General features: G+C 62.4%; 14 protein-coding genes. 8 read left to right on the top strand and 6 right to left on the bottom strand.

Annotated features, from left to right (window positions below; all coding sequences use genetic code 11):
* Positions 1-20: 20 nt before the first annotated feature.
* The 3 genes from ACEN9T_RS21515 to ACEN9T_RS21505 all read left to right on the top strand — a co-directional run bounded on the left by ACEN9T_RS21515 (position 21) and on the right by ACEN9T_RS21505 (position 3,262).
* Complete coding sequence (locus ACEN9T_RS21515; protein WP_092977076.1) at positions 21-920, top strand: alpha/beta fold hydrolase; 900 nt, start codon at positions 21-23, stop codon at positions 918-920.
* A 208-nt stretch (positions 921-1,128) separates the two neighbouring features.
* A complete protein-coding gene (locus tag ACEN9T_RS21510; protein ID WP_092977043.1) occupies positions 1,129-2,424 on the top strand; it encodes an MFS transporter in 1,296 nt (431 codons plus the stop codon).
* Between the two features lie 55 nt (positions 2,425-2,479).
* The gene (locus tag ACEN9T_RS21505; RefSeq protein ID WP_092977073.1) at positions 2,480-3,262 is read left to right on the top strand and encodes a substrate-binding domain-containing protein; all 783 of its coding nucleotides are present in this window, start codon (positions 2,480-2,482) and stop codon (positions 3,260-3,262) included.
* Positions 3,263-3,303: 41 nt separating this feature from the next.
* Here ACEN9T_RS21505 and ACEN9T_RS21500 read toward each other — a convergent pair whose 3' ends face one another.
* Entirely contained in the window at positions 3,304-4,218 is a 915-nt protein-coding gene (locus tag ACEN9T_RS21500; RefSeq protein WP_413707007.1) for a LysR family transcriptional regulator, read from the bottom strand.
* A gap of 306 nt (positions 4,219-4,524) precedes the next feature.
* Here ACEN9T_RS21500 and ACEN9T_RS21495 point away from each other — a divergent pair, with 306 nt between their 5' ends.
* Complete coding sequence (locus tag ACEN9T_RS21495; RefSeq protein ID WP_413707006.1) at positions 4,525-6,822, top strand: LamG-like jellyroll fold domain-containing protein; 2,298 nt, start codon at positions 4,525-4,527, stop codon at positions 6,820-6,822.
* A gap of 65 nt (positions 6,823-6,887) precedes the next feature.
* Entirely contained in the window at positions 6,888-8,153 is a 1,266-nt protein-coding gene (locus ACEN9T_RS21490) for a hypothetical protein (protein ID WP_092977040.1), read from the top strand.
* A gap of 66 nt (positions 8,154-8,219) precedes the next feature.
* Here the strand turns inward: ACEN9T_RS21490 and ACEN9T_RS21485 are convergent, their stop codons facing one another.
* Entirely contained in the window at positions 8,220-9,722 is a 1,503-nt protein-coding gene (locus ACEN9T_RS21485; protein ID WP_413707005.1) for a diguanylate cyclase, read from the bottom strand.
* Between the two features lie 198 nt (positions 9,723-9,920).
* On the bottom strand, positions 9,921-10,784 hold the full coding sequence (locus ACEN9T_RS21480; protein WP_413707004.1) for an SDR family oxidoreductase: 864 nt from the start codon (positions 10,782-10,784) through the stop codon (positions 9,921-9,923).
* A gap of 103 nt (positions 10,785-10,887) precedes the next feature.
* On the opposite strand from ACEN9T_RS21480, the gene ACEN9T_RS21475 reads away from it, so the two are divergent.
* Together ACEN9T_RS21475 and ACEN9T_RS21470 are read left to right on the top strand one after the other, a co-directional pair.
* Positions 10,888-11,787, top strand: a complete 900-nt coding sequence (locus tag ACEN9T_RS21475) for a LysR family transcriptional regulator (RefSeq protein ID WP_413707003.1) — start codon at positions 10,888-10,890, stop codon at positions 11,785-11,787.
* Between the two features lie 868 nt (positions 11,788-12,655).
* Positions 12,656-13,024 (top strand): hypothetical protein, encoded by a 369-nt coding sequence (locus ACEN9T_RS21470; RefSeq protein WP_413707002.1) that lies wholly within the window; start codon positions 12,656-12,658, stop codon positions 13,022-13,024.
* 178 nt (positions 13,025-13,202) lie between these two features.
* Here ACEN9T_RS21470 and ACEN9T_RS21465 read toward each other — a convergent pair whose 3' ends face one another.
* From ACEN9T_RS21465 to ACEN9T_RS21455, 3 genes are all read right to left on the bottom strand, one after another.
* Positions 13,203-13,550, bottom strand: coding sequence for a YkgJ family cysteine cluster protein (locus tag ACEN9T_RS21465; protein WP_413707001.1), 348 nt, complete (start codon positions 13,548-13,550; stop codon positions 13,203-13,205).
* Positions 13,551-13,649: 99 nt separating this feature from the next.
* On the bottom strand, positions 13,650-14,495 hold the full coding sequence (locus ACEN9T_RS21460; RefSeq protein WP_413707000.1) for a fused MFS/spermidine synthase: 846 nt from the start codon (positions 14,493-14,495) through the stop codon (positions 13,650-13,652).
* A gap of 39 nt (positions 14,496-14,534) precedes the next feature.
* Complete coding sequence (locus ACEN9T_RS21455) at positions 14,535-14,876, bottom strand: HPr family phosphocarrier protein (RefSeq protein WP_254775658.1); 342 nt, start codon at positions 14,874-14,876, stop codon at positions 14,535-14,537.
* Positions 14,877-14,954: 78 nt separating this feature from the next.
* On the opposite strand from ACEN9T_RS21455, the gene ACEN9T_RS21450 reads away from it, so the two are divergent.
* Entirely contained in the window at positions 14,955-15,158 is a 204-nt protein-coding gene (locus ACEN9T_RS21450; protein ID WP_024976466.1) for a ribbon-helix-helix protein, CopG family, read from the top strand.
* Positions 15,159-15,255: the final 97 nt, after the last annotated feature.

The following is a 15,255-nucleotide window of genomic DNA, read 5'->3' as shown; positions in this document are numbered from 1 at the left end:
TCCACACCAAGGAGAACATCATGAAACTGATCAAGTACGGCTGTACCGCATTGGCCGCGGCCATGCTTTCCTTCTCTGCGCTGGCGGCAACGGATGCCGGCCAGATCGATCGTGAACTGGTCAAGTACAGCAACGTGCAGATCGAGGTGATGCGGCAGGGCAAAGGCCCATTGATCGTCATCCTGCCGTCGCTGGGCCGTTCGGGGCGCGATTACGACCAGGTTGCAGACAGGCTCGTCGCCGATGGCTTTCGCGTGTTGCGCCCCGAGCCGCGTGGCATTGGCCAGAGCAAGGGTCCGATGGCGAATCTGGACATGCACGCCTTCGCCGCCGATGTGGCTGCGGTGATCGAGCACGAGAAGCAAGGGCCGGCCGTGGTGGTCGGCCACGCCTGGGGCAACTTCCCGGCGCGCATGGTGGCGGTGGATCGCCCCGAGCTGGTGCGTGGCGTGGTTCTGGTGGCAGCTTCCGCCGGCAAGGTACCGCCGGGCTCGACCGAGAAACCCATCAACGCAGAGATGCGCAAGGCTATCGACGGCGCAGGTGACATGCATCTGTCGGAAGAGCAGCGGCTGGAATACCTGCGGAAAGCCTTCTTTGCACCGGGCAACGACCCGCGCGTCTGGCTCGGTGGCTGGCATGAAGAGACGCATGAGGCCGAGTCCCATGCCCGCAACGTGACGCCGGTCGATGCGTACTTTGCGGCCGGGAACGCGCCAATCCTGGACTTGCAGGCAGAACACGACGCAGTGGCACCGCGACGCTTCTCGCAGGTGCTGAAATCGATGCTGGGTGATCGTGTGACGGTGGTTGTGGTGCCGAATGCAGGCCACGCATTTGCACCCGAACAGCCCAAGGCGATGGCGGATGCGATCGCGACGTTCGCCAAGCGCGTGTACGCTGAACCCGCCAAGCAGTAAGCGAGCGTGCTTGTCATGTGGAGGCGAGTTTCGTGACTCGCCTCCGCGGCAACCCCTCATGAGGAGCGGTACGAGGATTGATAACCTGAGCACATCAATCCTTCCGAAAATTGCACTTCTCGTTTCTCGGTCTCCCGGTGAATATTGCCAAAACGACAAAACGCCGTTCGACGGCGTATTCTTTTTTTGGCTTCCAGGAGACACCTCGATGCACCCCCAGTCCAGCCTTTCGACCGGGCAATCAAAGGCCGCCGCGGTCTTCCGCGTCACCGCCGGGAATTTCCTGGAGCAGTTCGACTTCTTCCTGTTTGGCTTCTACGCCACGCAGATCGCCAACGTCTTCTTTCCCGCCCAGAGTGAGTTCGCCTCGCTGATGATGACCTTCGCCGTTTTTGGCGCCGGGTTCCTCATGCGGCCGCTGGGCGCCGTCGTGCTGGGTGCGTACATTGACGATGTCGGCCGCCGAAAGGGCTTGATCGTCACACTGTCCATCATGGCAAGCGGGACCGTGCTGATCGCGTTTGTTCCCGGCTACGCCACGATCGGCCTTCTGGCGCCTGCACTCGTGTTGCTCGGGCGTCTCCTGCAGGGCTTCTCGGCGGGTGCCGAGTTGGGTGGTGTATCGGTGTATCTGGCCGAGATGGCCACGCCCGGCCGCAAGGGCTTCTTCACGAGTTGGCAGTCCGCCAGCCAGCAGGTGGCCATCGTCGTGGCAGCGGGCCTGGGGTTTGCGCTCAACCAATGGCTGAGTGCACCGGCCATCGCCGCATGGGGCTGGCGCGTGCCGTTCTTCGTCGGTTGCATGATCGTGCCGTTCATCTTCGCGCTGCGCCGCAATCTTGAGGAAACGCAGGAGTTCAAGGCCCGCAAGCATCGTCCGAGCATGAAGGACGTATTCAGCACGCTGGTGCAAAACTGGGGCGTCGTTATCGCCGGCATGATGCTCGTGGCGATGACCACCACGAGCTTCTACCTCATCACCGTCTATGCGCCGACGTTCGGTAAAACGGTCCTGCACCTGAGCACGGCAGACAGCCTGCTCGTCACGCTCTGCGTAGGGGTGTCGAACTTCGTCTGGCTGCCGATTGGTGGTGTGCTTTCCGACAGGATCGGCCGCCGGCCGCTGCTGATCGGCATGACGATGCTAACCATTGCCACCGCGTACCCGGCGCTGTCGTTCCTTGCTCACGCGCCGAGCTTCATGAACATGCTGCTCGTGCTGTTGTGGCTGTCGTTCATGTACGGCATCTACAACGGTGCGATGGTTGTCGCGCTCACAGAAGTGATGCCAGTGCAGGTGCGCGTTGCAGGGTTCTCGCTCGCTTATAGCCTTGCGACGGCAGTGTTTGGCGGCTTTACCCCCGCTATCTCGACGGCCGCCATCCACATGACGGGCGACAAGGCCGCCCCCGGCTACTGGATGAGTTTTGCCGCCGTGTGCGCGCTCCTGGCGACGTTGACGCTGTATCGTCGCCGTGCGGTGGTGCTGGCACCGGCGCACTGACGCACAGCGCGTTCCGCATATTCACAAACACGTACGACCTGGCATGACCCTCACCATGAAGACTCTGTTTCTGAAGCTGTGCGCAGCCGCGCTTGTCGCCACCTCGGCTATTGCGGTCAACGTTCAGGCTGCCGAGCTGCACGTCATGAGCTCCGGTGGCTTCACCGCCGCCTACAAGGTGCTCGGGCCGAAATTTGCAGCGCAGACGGGCAACACGCTCAACACCGCGCTTGGACCCTCGATGGGCAAATCGCCCGAAGCGATTCCGAATCGGCTCGCGCGCGGTGAGCCTGCCGACGCCGTCATCATGGTCGGCTACGCACTCGACGATCTGATCAAGCAAGGCAAGGTCATTCCAGACTCACGCGTGGAACTGGCCGACTCGCGCATCGGCGTGGTTGTGCGCGAAGGCGCGGCCAAGCCCGACATCAGCTCGCCAGAGGCGCTCAAGCAGGTGCTGCTGCATGCCAAGTCGATTGCCTACTCGGATAGCGCGAGTGGCGTTTATATCGAGCGCGAGCTGTTCAAGAAGCTCGGCATTGAAGAGCAGGTCAAGGCGAAGGCGAAGATGATCCCGCGCATTCCGGTGGCCTCGGTGGTGGCCACCGGCGATTACGAAATCGGCTTTCAGCAAGTGAGCGAGCTCCTGCCGGTGCAGGGTGCCGCCTTCGTGGGAAAGATCCCGGAGTCGTTGCAGTCGGTTACGCGTTTTGCTGCGGGCATCCCCGTTGGGGCACAGCATCCGAAGGAAGCGAAGGCGCTACTTGACTACCTTGCTTCGCCCGGCGTGCAGGCAGACGTGAAATCGACCGGGCTCGATTCGGTGACTGCACATTGAATTGAAACGGGGCGACGGGGCGATGGGCCAAGCGGCCCATGCTATGCATCGCTCGCCATCCTGCCGCGCTTCGCTTCAATGATCATCCGGTGAAATTCCTCGGCGGCTGGTGTCAGCGCACGGCCGCGCCGCTTCACTATGCCTACGCGCCGGTTCACCACCGGCTCCACCAGCGGCACGCTCGTGAGAATCGGGTGGTCATGCCCCGGCATGGCCATCGACGGCACCGCAGCAACGCCAAGGCCCGCTTCAACCAACCCCAGCATGGTGGTGACGTGCCGCGTCTCACAAACGCTTGGCGCACGCGGCGCCACGGCTGACAGCGCCTGATCGAGCAGCAGCCGGTTGCCGGAGGTCTTGTCCACTGACACGTATTCGTGTGCGTACAGCTCGTTCCACGTCACGCGCTTCTTGCGGGCGAGCGGATGATCGCGCCGGCACGCTGCAACAAACCGCTCCTGCAGCAGCATCTTGAATTCGATCTCGGGCTCCTGGCTGCCCATAAAGCTCACGCCAAAATCTGCCTCTCCGTTGATGACGGCACTGAGCACTTCGTTCGCGCTTGCATCCAGCAGCTTCACCCGAATGCGTGGAAAGCGCCGGTGATACGTCGCAATGAGGTTCGGCAGAAAGTAATAGGCCACCGACGGCACGCATGCGATGGTCACGTGCCCGAGGCGGCTCGATGAAACGTCGCGGATGCCGAGCAGGGCGACGTCCAGGTCGTCGAGCAATTGTTCAGCACTGCGCGCAAACACGCGCCCGACGGTGGTGAGCGTGACGCTGCGTGTGGTGCGTTCGAACAGGGGCACGCCCAGCGCGCTCTCGAGCTTATCGATCCGACGGCTCAGTGCGGGCTGGGAAATGCTGATCGCCTCGGCGGCCTTTCGGAAGTTACCCAACTCCACCACCGCGCGAAATGCCTGCAAGTCCGTCAAGTCGAAGTTGATGCCCACCGCCTGCCTCCACATCTCAGATGCGCAGCATTTTGCGCGATTTATCACGCGGTGACACGGGGCGGAGAAGGGCGAAAACGATGCTGCTGTCACGGTGATACGCCCATTTGCGCAAGCAACCATGCCGGAAAGCACATCCCCGCTTTATCAAAAAAGCTCATCAAACCTGCCAATGCATTGAACTGTGCTGACGCTTCGTGTCACATGTCGCACCAAGCCGCGTCACCCCTCTTTCGTAGGGGGTGTGGCACGGTTCGTGCAGCCTTGCGCACGGTTTGACGACAACAAAAAAAGTTGGGAGGGTGTATGAGCAACAAGCAGGTGCCAGGGGAGCCGCTGTTGGAAGCGGTTTGCCAGCCGTGCAGCATCACGAAAATTTCGCGCCGACACTTCGTGATGGGGCTGGGAGCCTCGCTGGTGGCCGGTTGCGGGGGCGGGGGCGATGATGCCGACGCTGCGAGCGTCGCCCCTGCGACAACGACAGGCGGGAGCACCACCGCGCCGGGCGCCCCGATCAACAAGACGCCCGTTGCGCCGCCCAGCGGGGCCGTGCAGATCCAGAGCTTCACGCATCCAGGCCTGCTGCATACAGAAGCCGATTTCGCGCGCATGCGCACCAAAGTGGGGGCCCACGCGTCCCCTTGGATCGATAGCTGGAACGTGCTGGTTGCGAATGGCCATACTCGCCTGACGAACAAGCCGAATCCGCAAGCCGCCATCTACCGGGGCAATGACCCGACGCATGGCCAGAACTACGGCACGCTCTACCACGACATCGCGGCTGCCTATGGCGACGCGCTGCGCTGGAAAGTGTCGAACGACAAGCAATACGCCGACAAAGCCATCGAGTATCTGGACCAGTGGGCCTCGACGCTGACAACGCTGGGCGGCAGCGACGTGGCGTTGGCCGCCGGCATCTATGGCTACGAGTTCGCCAACGCGGCCGAAATCATGCGCAGCTACAGCGGCTGGAGCCCGGCCGGCCTGGCCGCGTTCCAGGCGATGATGCGCAAGGTCTTCTACCCCGTCAGCCACGCTTTTCTGACGCGTATCGACACGGCCATGGATACGCACTACTGGGCCAACTGGGGCTTGGCCAACATCGCGTGCATTCTGGCCATTGGAGTGCTGTGTGACGATGCCGATCTCGTCAACGAGGCCATCACCCATTTCAAGACCGGTGGCAGCAACGGCTGTATCCGGCAGGCCGTGTATTACATGCACCCCGGCAACCTCGGGCAATGGCAGGAAGCCGGCCGCGATCAGGGCCACAGCACGCTCGGCATTGCATTGACCGGTGCCATTTGCGAGATGGCGTGGAATCAGGGCATTGACCTGTACGGCTATGACAACAACCGCTTCCTGGCGGGCGCCGAATACGTCGCCAAAGCCAACCTGACGCAGCCGGACGGCACGTTCTATACCGTGCCCTTTGTCACGTACCAGAACAGCGCCGGCGTCATCCAGACGCAGTTTTCAACCGGAGGGCAGGGCGCTGCCCTGGGCCGCCCGTGCTGGGCGCTGGTGGCCAACCATTACATCAACCGGAAAGGTCTTGCGGCGCCTTACACCAAGCGCGCGGCTGACCTCGTGGTGCCGGAAGGCGGTGGCGGCAACTACGGCCCGAACAGTGGCGGCTTCGATCAGCTCGGCTATGGCACGCTCACGTGCACGCTCGACCCAGGAACACCCGCAGCGGCGCCGAGTGGCCTCACGGGCTATGCCAGCGCGGGCAAGGTTGTGTTGTCGTGGTGGGGCACCAGCAACGCCACCAGCTACAACGTCAAGCGCGCCACGATTGCCGGCGGTCCGTACACCACCATCCGCAGCGGCGTCACCGATCTGCTGACCTACACCGATACGCCGCCCGCTGCAGGCACGTATTTTTATGTCGTGACAGCGCAAACGATTAGCGGTGAATCCACTGTCTCCAACGAGGTGAAAGCAATCACGGCGGTGCAGCTGCTTGCGCATCTCGCCTTTGATGAGGGCAGCGGCACCACCGCAGCCGATAGCTCCGGTAACGGGCGCAACGGCTCGCTCAACGGTGCGGCATGGGGTGCCGGACGCAGCAGCAACGCGGTCTCGCTTAACGGCTCGGGCGCCTACGTGGCGTTGCCCAACGACCTCCTGGTCGATGTGTCGGACTTCACCATCGCGGCGTGGGTGTTCTGGGATGGCTCACAAACTTGGGCCCGCCTGTTCGACTTCGGAACGGGCTTTCACCGTTACATGATGTTGACGCCCCGCGGGCAGTTGCGCAGCGGCTGGGCCGGCATGCGCTTTGCCATGACGGCCAATGGCCCCGGCGATGGCCCTCCGGAACAGATCATCGACGCCCCCACCGAGCTGCCCAGCAAGCGATGGGTGCATGTTGCCGTGACGCTCTCGGGCTCCACCGGCACGCTGTACGTGGACGGTGCCGCCGTAAGCACCAACACAGCCATGTTCCAGGCACCGTTCCGCCTGGAGAGCACCACACAGAACTGGCTGGGCAAATCGCAATACAGCACAGACCCGACCTTCAGTGGCCGGATCGACGATTTCCGCCTCTATCGCGGTGCGCTCAGCGCTGCGCAGATTGCGTCGCTCATGGCGAGTTGATTGCCACGGGCCCGATGGAGGCCCCGGCAACCAGATACACCTTTTCTTTCAAGGATATTTTTTCGATGACCGTGTTTTCTCAACGATGGATTGCCGCTGCCGCGATTGCATTCGCGCTATTTGGCTGTGGCGGCGGGGCCGATAGCACGCAGGGCAGTAGCACGACAGGCAGTGGCACTGGAACACAAGGCGGTACCAACGGAGGCACCACTGGCGGTACCACAGGTGGCCAGACCGGCGGAACTGGAGGTGGAACTACCGGCGGCAGTACATCCACCCAGTCGGCCAGCGCCGCACTCGTCGCCAAGTTGGGCAAACCTTCGCGCGTGCTCGTCGGCCTGGGTTCAGGCCAGTCGATTTCGGACATGCAAAGCCAGGGCATTCGGCCGGACATCATCGACGTCTACCTCGTAGGCGCGGGACCTGGCTCGTGGCCCTACTGGAACAGCCCTGACGGTGCCTACATCACGTACAGCGCGCAGGCCGCTCAGGCCTATGGCGCAACGCCGATGTTCACCTTCTATCAGATGGCCCAGAACGGTGACGGCAACCTCAGCGGCATCACTGACACAACGTTCATGAACACGTATTGGAGCCAGGCGCGATTGATGTATCAACGCATTGCCGCCCTGAACGCGCCTGTACTGGTCAACCTGGAGCCCGACTTCTGGGGCTACGTGTGGGCGCAGGCCCCGAACCATGATCCGACGCAGATGGCCGCGGTGGTGAGCAGCCAGCCCGAATGCAGCAGCCTGCCCAACACAGCCGCCGGCATCGGGCAGTGTCTGGTGCAGATGGCGCGCCAGATCGCACCCAAGGCGCTGATTGGCTTCCCGCCGGCGTTCTGGTCGGGATCGCCAACTGCGGTTGGGGTGGGAATGCGTGCTGCGGGCGCGCACCAAGCCGACTTTATCGTCGCCCAGACCAGCGACCGTGACGCCGGCTGCCTCGAAGTTGCCGCGGTGTCGGAATGCACGGGCCGCAGTGGCACCTTCTACTGGGACGAGGCCAACGTCAACACGCCCAATTTCCATCAGTCGCAAAGCAGCTACCTGGACTACCGAACCGCATTGGGCAATGGGCTGCCCATTCTGTGGTGGCAGACGCCGCTGGGTGTGCCGTCCAGCACGCCGGGCGGCACGAACCAGCACTATCGCGATAACCGCGTCGACTACATGCTGCGCAACACACAGGAATACGGCGACGGCCATACCTTCGCGGTCGTCTTCGGCTCGGGCGGCACGTACCAGACGACGATCAACACCGACGGTGGCCAGTTTGCGCGCCTGCTGGGTCTGTATCTCGGCGGGGGAGGGGCCACGCTGCAATAACCCGCGCGTGGCGCTTATGCGGGGGCTGCTCGCGGGCGATAGCCGCGAGCAGCCCTGCCTGAGAGGCTACGGAGTTGTCGCGTAGTCAACGCGGTTTCTCCCTTTGCGCTTGGCCTCGTAGAGCGCATCGTCCGCGGCCTTGGTCACTGCATCCAGAGACGGGAAGCTCGAGCGGCGCGCCGTAGCGCAACCGACGCTCACTGTGAAGGGAGCCAAGCCTGGGCTGCCTTCTGCAGTGCGGTTTCCTTCGACTTCGGCACGTATCGCTTCAGCGATTTGCCTGGCGCCGGCTTCGCCCGTATCGGGCAACAACACCACGAACTCTTCACCGCCGTATCGGGCTGCAAGGTCGCCGCGTCGACGCGCATGCTTGGAAATGCAGTGGGCGAGGTACTGGAGCGCGGAGTCGCCCTGGGCATGCCCGTGCGCGTCGTTGTAGCGTTTGAAGTGATCGGCATCGACAAACAGCACGGATAGGCGACTGTCATTCCGTTGCAGGCGATCCCACTCGTTCTCCAGTGCGACATCCAGCGCGCGCCTGTTCTTCAGGCCGGTCAGCGGGTCGGTTTGCGTAAGCTCGCGCAGGTGGCTTTCGGCCATCACGCGCCCGCGCAGCGCAAAAGCCAGCAGCCATACGCCTGCGCAGAACGCCAGGCTCACCGACAGCGACGACAACCCCACGATCCACGACAGCCGCTGCCACGGCGCAAGCGCATCGCTCATTGCCGGGGCCACCACGGCGATGAAGGGTGTACCCGGCACACGTTGAAACGTATAGAGGCGCAGCACGCCGTCGCTGGTCGACGGTGCTACGTAGAAGCCGGACTCTTGGTTCACCATGCGTGGGAACGTCAACGATTTGCTGAGATTGAGCGCGCGGGCTGCGCCGGGCGGCGGATTTCTCGCCACCAGCGTTCCGTCGGTGCGGACAATGGCCGTGATGCCACGCGGCCCGACATCGAGCTTCTCAAGAAGCTGCTTGAAGTAATCCAGATCGATTGCGACCAGTGCGATGCCCGCGAACGTCCCGTCGGCGCGGTTCATCCTTCGGCTCAGCGCAATGGCCTCCACGCCTGCGCGTGAGCGCGCCTTATAGACGGCGGACGTGTAGAGGCCAACGTTTGCGTTGTCGCGATGGACGATGAAGTAATCGCGGTCGCTGAAATCCCAGTGGTGCGTCACAGAACAGCAACCGTCGATGAGCCGGCCCTTGTCGTCGGTAACACCCATGCCCGTGACATACCGGGCAGAGGTTGTCGGGCTGAACAGCAGGTCGTGCTGTACCTCAGGATCGAGGTGTCGGATGCTGGGTTTGTCGAGTGCGGCGATCAGCGTCTGCAGCGACTGATCTGCCGATTCAACAGTGCGCGAGATGTGGCTTGCCAGAACGGCAGCGACGTTCCTTGAGGTTTCGTTAGCGTGCTCGATGGCCGTTTCGCGGTTGGCCCACAGTGTGAGTGCACTGATTGCCAGGACAATCAATGTCAGCAGCGTCCCCAGCGCACCAACGATAAAGGGATGGTGGCCTGCCGATGTGGCCAGCCGTCGGGCGAGGGGGCGAAGGGGCATGTCGTTGTCTTGAGCACAACGACAGACCGCATGTCTGCCTGTTTGACGAGGCAGAGATGCGGTCTGTCTGGGGCGATGTTGATGCGTGCGTGGCACGCCATCACCGCTGGTAATCGGCACAAGACCGGAAAACTGCAGTCCAACAAGCGGCTTTTCATGCCGGGCTTTCCGGTTGGACCGAGCCCCACGCTGGCCGGCTCAGCCGGCGAGCGCGGCAGCGAAATCGCGATACGAGCGCAGCGGTCGGCCCAGGATGCGGGTCAGACGCTCGACATCGCCAGCCTGCGGAACCATGCCATCGCTGACATAACGCTCCGCCATCAGGCGCATCTCATAGGCCATCCATTTGGGCAGGAAGCTTGCCGCGTTGTTCTCGAAGCCGGTTGGATCGTCGCCGCCGTAGACGACCGGGCGGCCAAGGGTTTGTGACCAGATGGAGGCCAGTTCAGCGCCAGTCAGCGTGTCGGGGCCCACCAGGTTGATGGTCTCGATCGGCAGCTTGCCCGGTGCCGTGTCCCGACGGATCAGTTCGATGGCCGCGACTTCTGCGATGTCGCGCGTGTCGACCATGGCGATGCCCTTGCTGCCGATCGGCATGGGGTAGACGCCATGGTTGACGATGACGTCCTTGGCCATGTGCTCGTTGTCCATGAAATAAGCCGGACGCAGGATGGTGGCGCTGAAGCCCATCTGCTCGATCATGCGTTCTGCGCCGGACTTCACCGCAAAGTGCGGCACGTTCACGAAGCGCTCGGCGTGCATGACCGACAGATAGACGACGCGCTCAACGCCGGATTCGCGGGCAACGTTCAGCGCAATAAGCGCCTGGGTGAATTCGTCCCCTGCGACAGCGTTGAGCAGGAACAGCGTCCGGACACCGACGAAGGCACGCCGAAGCGATTCGAGATCCAGCATGTCGCCTTGCACGACATTCACGCTGGCCGGGAAGTCGGCTTTTGACGGGTCGCGAACCAGTGCGCGCACGTCTGCACCGCGGTTGACGAGCTGATTGACGACTTGGCGGCCGACGCGGCCGGTAGCACCAGTAACGAGGATGGTCATGATGTTCACTCCTTGAGTGGGTTGGGTTCCCAGCTAAGGTAGGTGATCCATCTGTGGTCCGGAAGATGCTATAAATAGACTGGGTATCTCACTGGTGGAACACATGGATTTGCTTGCGCTTGCCGATTTCAACTTGGTTGCCCGGCATGGAAGCTTTGGCGAGGCCGCGCGCGCGAGCGGGCGTCCGAAGGCGACGCTGTCTCGCAGGGTGTCTGAACTGGAGACCAGTCTTAAGCTTCGGCTGTTTGAGCGCGGGCCTCGCGGGCTCAAGCTCACACAGGAAGGGCATGCGCTGTACGAGCGTACCGGCGCGCTGCTCACCGAGATTGCAGAGAGCGCCGCGGCAATTGCATCAGGAAGCGATCGGCCACGCGGGCGTCTGCGCATCAGCGCGCCAATGCTCTTTTCCCAGATCGCCATGGGCAAGCTGGTTGCCACGTTCGCGCTGAAATATCCCGAGGTGCAGTTGGAGGTGACGACCGAAGACCGTGGCGTCGACATGATCGAGGAAGGGTATGACCTCGTGATTCGGGTCAATCCGGACCCGGACGAAAGCCTGATCGGACGCGTCTTCTTGCGTGATCGCCTCGTCGTCGTGGCAACGCCGGAACTGGCGCGGCCATCAGGCAAGACCGTTGCGCCGGCCGTCCTTCGCGGCCCCGGCTCTGGAAGCGCCGCCTGGGATGTCACAGGGCCCCGGGGAAAGTCGCGCATAGCGATCCGGCCCGTCGCACACTTGTCGTCGCTGATCATGGTGCGCGACACGGTCCGTCTTGGCGTGGGCGCCGCCTGCCTGCCGGTGTCGCTCGTGGCCCACGATCTGGAGGCCGGCACGTTGGTGCATTGGGGCGATGTAGACGGCCCCGATATCGCACTATGGGCGCTTTATCCTTCCAGGCGGTTGCTCAGCGCCCGCGTTTCCGCTTTTCTCGAGCACCTCAAAGACGCATTCCCGACGGGCGAGCCCGAAGAGCTGGCGGCTTATCTTCATTCCGCGGCATAGGGATGCAGGAAGGGCGAAGCGGCCTTGGCGGTCTCGATGGCCTTCGGCCCTCACACGAAATTGCTGACAGGCTCGCCTGCATCGGACCTGCCCCGTCCAAAGGCAACCGTCGGCCTGAAACTGCCGATGACGGGCCTTTGAGGCTCGAACGTCGACCTCCAACAGTCGGGCTTGAACGTCTGCGGGCGGAGCGCGAGTGTCAAACACTCACCGTCCACTGTCTGAGCTCGAAAATTTCGACCTCTGACAGCCGGCTACGAGCCTCGGACGGTGGACCGTCAGCCTCAACGGGCCAACGTCGAGTGTTTGAGGGCCAAGCTTGGGTCTCGGAGGTCCGATGTGTCGGATGTTTTTGGGCCGTGTTCGGGCCTCTGCGGGCCATGCACCACTGTCTGACGGTGACGTGTCGCCCTCAGACTGCCGAGATCGAATGTTTGAGGTCGACACACGGACCTAAAACCGCGGCGCTCGGCCGTCTGCAGGAAGACAGCGGCGAGTAGAAGGGCGGATGTGCTCCGGCCAGGGCCGACCGCCGCACACATTGGACCGAATTGCGCAGTGCGCGCGCGGTCTTTGGAGCCCAGCGGCCGGAGACACAGAATCGGAAGTTGGACGGAGCCCCCATCGCTATAATCCATCCCGCTGCCGCACCAACGGCAGCCGGGTTTGGCGACCTGCACTGGTGGCTCTGGAGAGACGATGCTTCGCGCATCGCCTCCGCACACCCACGCACGCACTACGGCGGGCCGGGTGGGGAGACCGCAAGGTCTGCCGGTGCTCCAGAGAGCCGGTTCGCCAGCCCCGCCGTCAGGCCCGCCACCTCGTCTGGCGATGAGTTGCCGGGCCTTCAACCACCTCTGGAGGCTCTATGCCAAATGGTCCAAGCGGGCACCGCCCCGCGTCCTACCCATCTCCACCCGCATCACCCAGCCCACCGCCCACGTCGTCCGACACAGGCAGGCTCACCAAAAACCGCACCTACCTGAACGGCGCAATCGCAGCGCAGGCGTATCTCAAGCGCACACGCACCGCCATGTGCACACACGGCCAATGCCGCCCGGGCATGCTGCGCGAACAGCTTCAGCAGTTTTCCGCACACGCCTTCCCGCCGGCATTCATCAAAGGCTTTGTGGATGCGATTGACGCGTACGTATCGATGTCGCTCGGGGGACGCGATGTCGATCCGCAAACGTGGGACGTGTTAGCCGCCATAGAGCGGCGGGGCTACAGCCAATAAAAATAGATTGATGCATTCCCGTGACGGGCGGGAATGCCGAGGCAAGCAGGGAGGAATGACCGCGCAGGCGCTCTCCTGATTGACTCTAGTATCGGTAGCCGCTCAGGGCGCAACGTGCAGGGCGGCCTGCGATAGCGGATTGCCTGCGTCTGTCGTTACCGGCAGCGGTCGCCTTGCCTCAGACCAGCACGTGACGCACCTCAAGAAAGAAGCGCTGAATCTTTTGTTCAATTTTAGGATCGATCATTTCGTCCGGCCGCCTTCCGTGCGGGCAGGGAAGCCTTGGAGTCGTACCAAACAAGCGACAAATCAACGGGCGCTCCAAATACACGCTGCATCCCTTGGTATCCAGATGAGGGCAACTTAGGTTTGCCAGCGCAGTGTCGCGCTCGGCATCGCTCTTAACGGGAAGCCTCGACATCTCCTCCGTTGAGGTTGTCACGGGTCCACAACAATCGTGACATCCCGGAGTGCACTCGAATGTGGGAATTCGTGAGCGAAGAAATCTGATTTTTTGGCTATGCATCGGTGTAGCTAGGCGTAGCTGAGCACAAGGTTGTCGTCCATCGTGGACACGATCCCCGGCATATGCGAATGGGCGTGGTCACTTCCGTGGCAAGGGCTTTCAGCTCTGGTCGATTTGGCGTCCGCCGCCGACCCGCCTGCTCGCCTGCTCTTGCCAGAATTCGAGGTCCGACGCGAGGCGTTTGCTTTGCTTCAGGCGGCGCGCAGCCAAGCGCAAGTTCAGAGCGTGCTCCATCTCCAGCGTGCGCGCACGCGTGAGCAGCGTGTCCAGCGCCGGAAGTTTCCACGACCCCTTCCAAGCGAACAACGTGTAGTTGCAGCTGTCCTCGGACGTCGAAACGGAGAACGACTCGCCGAAAACCGAGTGCAACTCCTCAAGGTAGAACGGGATATCGCGATCACTCTCGAGGAAGTTGGCAACCAGTAAGCCATCGTCGGCAAGGCGCGCGTAACAGGCAGCGTAAAAGTCTGCAGTCCCCAGTTGCGCCGCCATGCCATGCGCCAGAAATCCGTCGACCAGAATCACATCGGGTCGTGCATCCTGTCCTTTGACATACTCGGCGCCGTCCGCGCAGATCACTTCGAAGCGGTCGTCGTCGCGGGGAATGTGGAACGTATCGCGCAAAGCGATTACAGCAGGGTCGATCTCGATTGCCACCACCTTGGTATCGGGAAGATGGTGGTAACAGTACTTGGCCAACGAGCCGCCGCCCAAGCCGATCATGGAGATTCGGGCAGGCGCCGGTTGCAGGAGCAGAAAGCCCATCATTGTTCGGGTATAGCCGAGCACCAACTTGTTTGGGTCGCGCCTTGACATGAGGCTCTGTACCCCATGCACGTCAAAATGGAGCGACAGTTCGTGCGCAGTTTCCAGCAGCGTTGGCGTCCCGTCGTTAGGGGCTTCGGCGAGAAACTTCAGATAGGCGTCAAGGGAGCCGTAGGACATATCAATTGCCGATCTTGATCAAGCGTTCGTATGGATGAGTCAGACGCTTAGCAGCGCTGCAATGACTTTCACTGCGGCGGCGTCATCCCGACCAACGGCCTGGATCATGACCTTGGCGCCCGCGCGGGCGGGGAGCCGCATGACCTCCATGACATTCTTGGCGTTCGCCGTGCGCTCGTTGCAGACGAGCAGGATGTCGCAATCGAACTGGCTGGCGGCATGTACCAGCCGCGCAGATCCACTGCCTTGCAGACCAACGAGGCAGGTCATCTCGATCGTCGCTTCTACCACTGCATCCTCAAAAAAACGGTGAATTCCAAACAGGCTCGCGGTCGCCTGGCTGCAGGCCGCGGCGCTTCCCGCGAACTGGGGGCGGAGCACCTGACGCGCGTCTCAGGCTGTGCTTTGGCGCATGGTTGTATATAATGATAATGACATTATCATGCAATGATACTCCACATGGAATCCAAGACTGCGCGTCTCACCGTGTTGATCGATCCGGTGAAGAAGAAGTCCTTCGAGAAGTTGTGCGCGGCGCAAGATCAGACGCCGTCGCAAGTGGTGCGACAGTTGATTCGCGACTACCTGGAGCAGCACGGCGTCAGCTATGCGACCCGCCCCAAAGTCGGGACGGCCACCCTGACTCAAAAACGCAATCCGTAGTCTCTGAGCCCCTCACGGCGGATCGCCTCGAATTGCACTGACGCGTTGCCTGTGTCCTGGGAGGGCGGATACGTTGACGCCAGCGCGACGGCAGACC

It is taken from the genome of Ralstonia sp. Ralssp110 (genome assembly GCF_047325135.1).
GTDB classification, from domain to species: Bacteria; Pseudomonadota; Gammaproteobacteria; order Burkholderiales; family Burkholderiaceae; genus Ralstonia; species Ralstonia mojiangensis.
Note: the sequence above shows the minus strand (reverse complement) of the source record. Positions and strands in the feature narration are given on the sequence as shown.

Coding starts and splice junctions, on each gene's coding strand:
- ACEN9T_RS21450 (WP_024976466.1), top strand. CDS start 14,955: ATGGAATCCAAGACTGCGCGTCTCACCGTGTTGATCGATCCGGTGAAG.
- ACEN9T_RS21505 (WP_092977073.1), top strand. CDS start 2,480: ATGAAGACTCTGTTTCTGAAGCTGTGCGCAGCCGCGCTTGTCGCCACC.
- ACEN9T_RS21495 (WP_413707006.1), top strand. CDS start 4,525: ATGAGCAACAAGCAGGTGCCAGGGGAGCCGCTGTTGGAAGCGGTTTGC.
- ACEN9T_RS21515 (WP_092977076.1), top strand. CDS start 21: ATGAAACTGATCAAGTACGGCTGTACCGCATTGGCCGCGGCCATGCTT.
- ACEN9T_RS21480 (WP_413707004.1), bottom strand. CDS start 10,784: ATGACCATCCTCGTTACTGGTGCTACCGGCCGCGTCGGCCGCCAAGTC.
- ACEN9T_RS21465 (WP_413707001.1), bottom strand. CDS start 13,550: ATGCATAGCCAAAAAATCAGATTTCTTCGCTCACGAATTCCCACATTC.
- ACEN9T_RS21510 (WP_092977043.1), top strand. CDS start 1,129: ATGCACCCCCAGTCCAGCCTTTCGACCGGGCAATCAAAGGCCGCCGCG.
- ACEN9T_RS21485 (WP_413707005.1), bottom strand. CDS start 9,722: ATGCCCCTTCGCCCCCTCGCCCGACGGCTGGCCACATCGGCAGGCCAC.
- ACEN9T_RS21470 (WP_413707002.1), top strand. CDS start 12,656: ATGCCAAATGGTCCAAGCGGGCACCGCCCCGCGTCCTACCCATCTCCA.
- ACEN9T_RS21460 (WP_413707000.1), bottom strand. CDS start 14,495: ATGTCCTACGGCTCCCTTGACGCCTATCTGAAGTTTCTCGCCGAAGCC.
- ACEN9T_RS21475 (WP_413707003.1), top strand. CDS start 10,888: ATGGATTTGCTTGCGCTTGCCGATTTCAACTTGGTTGCCCGGCATGGA.
- ACEN9T_RS21490 (WP_092977040.1), top strand. CDS start 6,888: ATGACCGTGTTTTCTCAACGATGGATTGCCGCTGCCGCGATTGCATTC.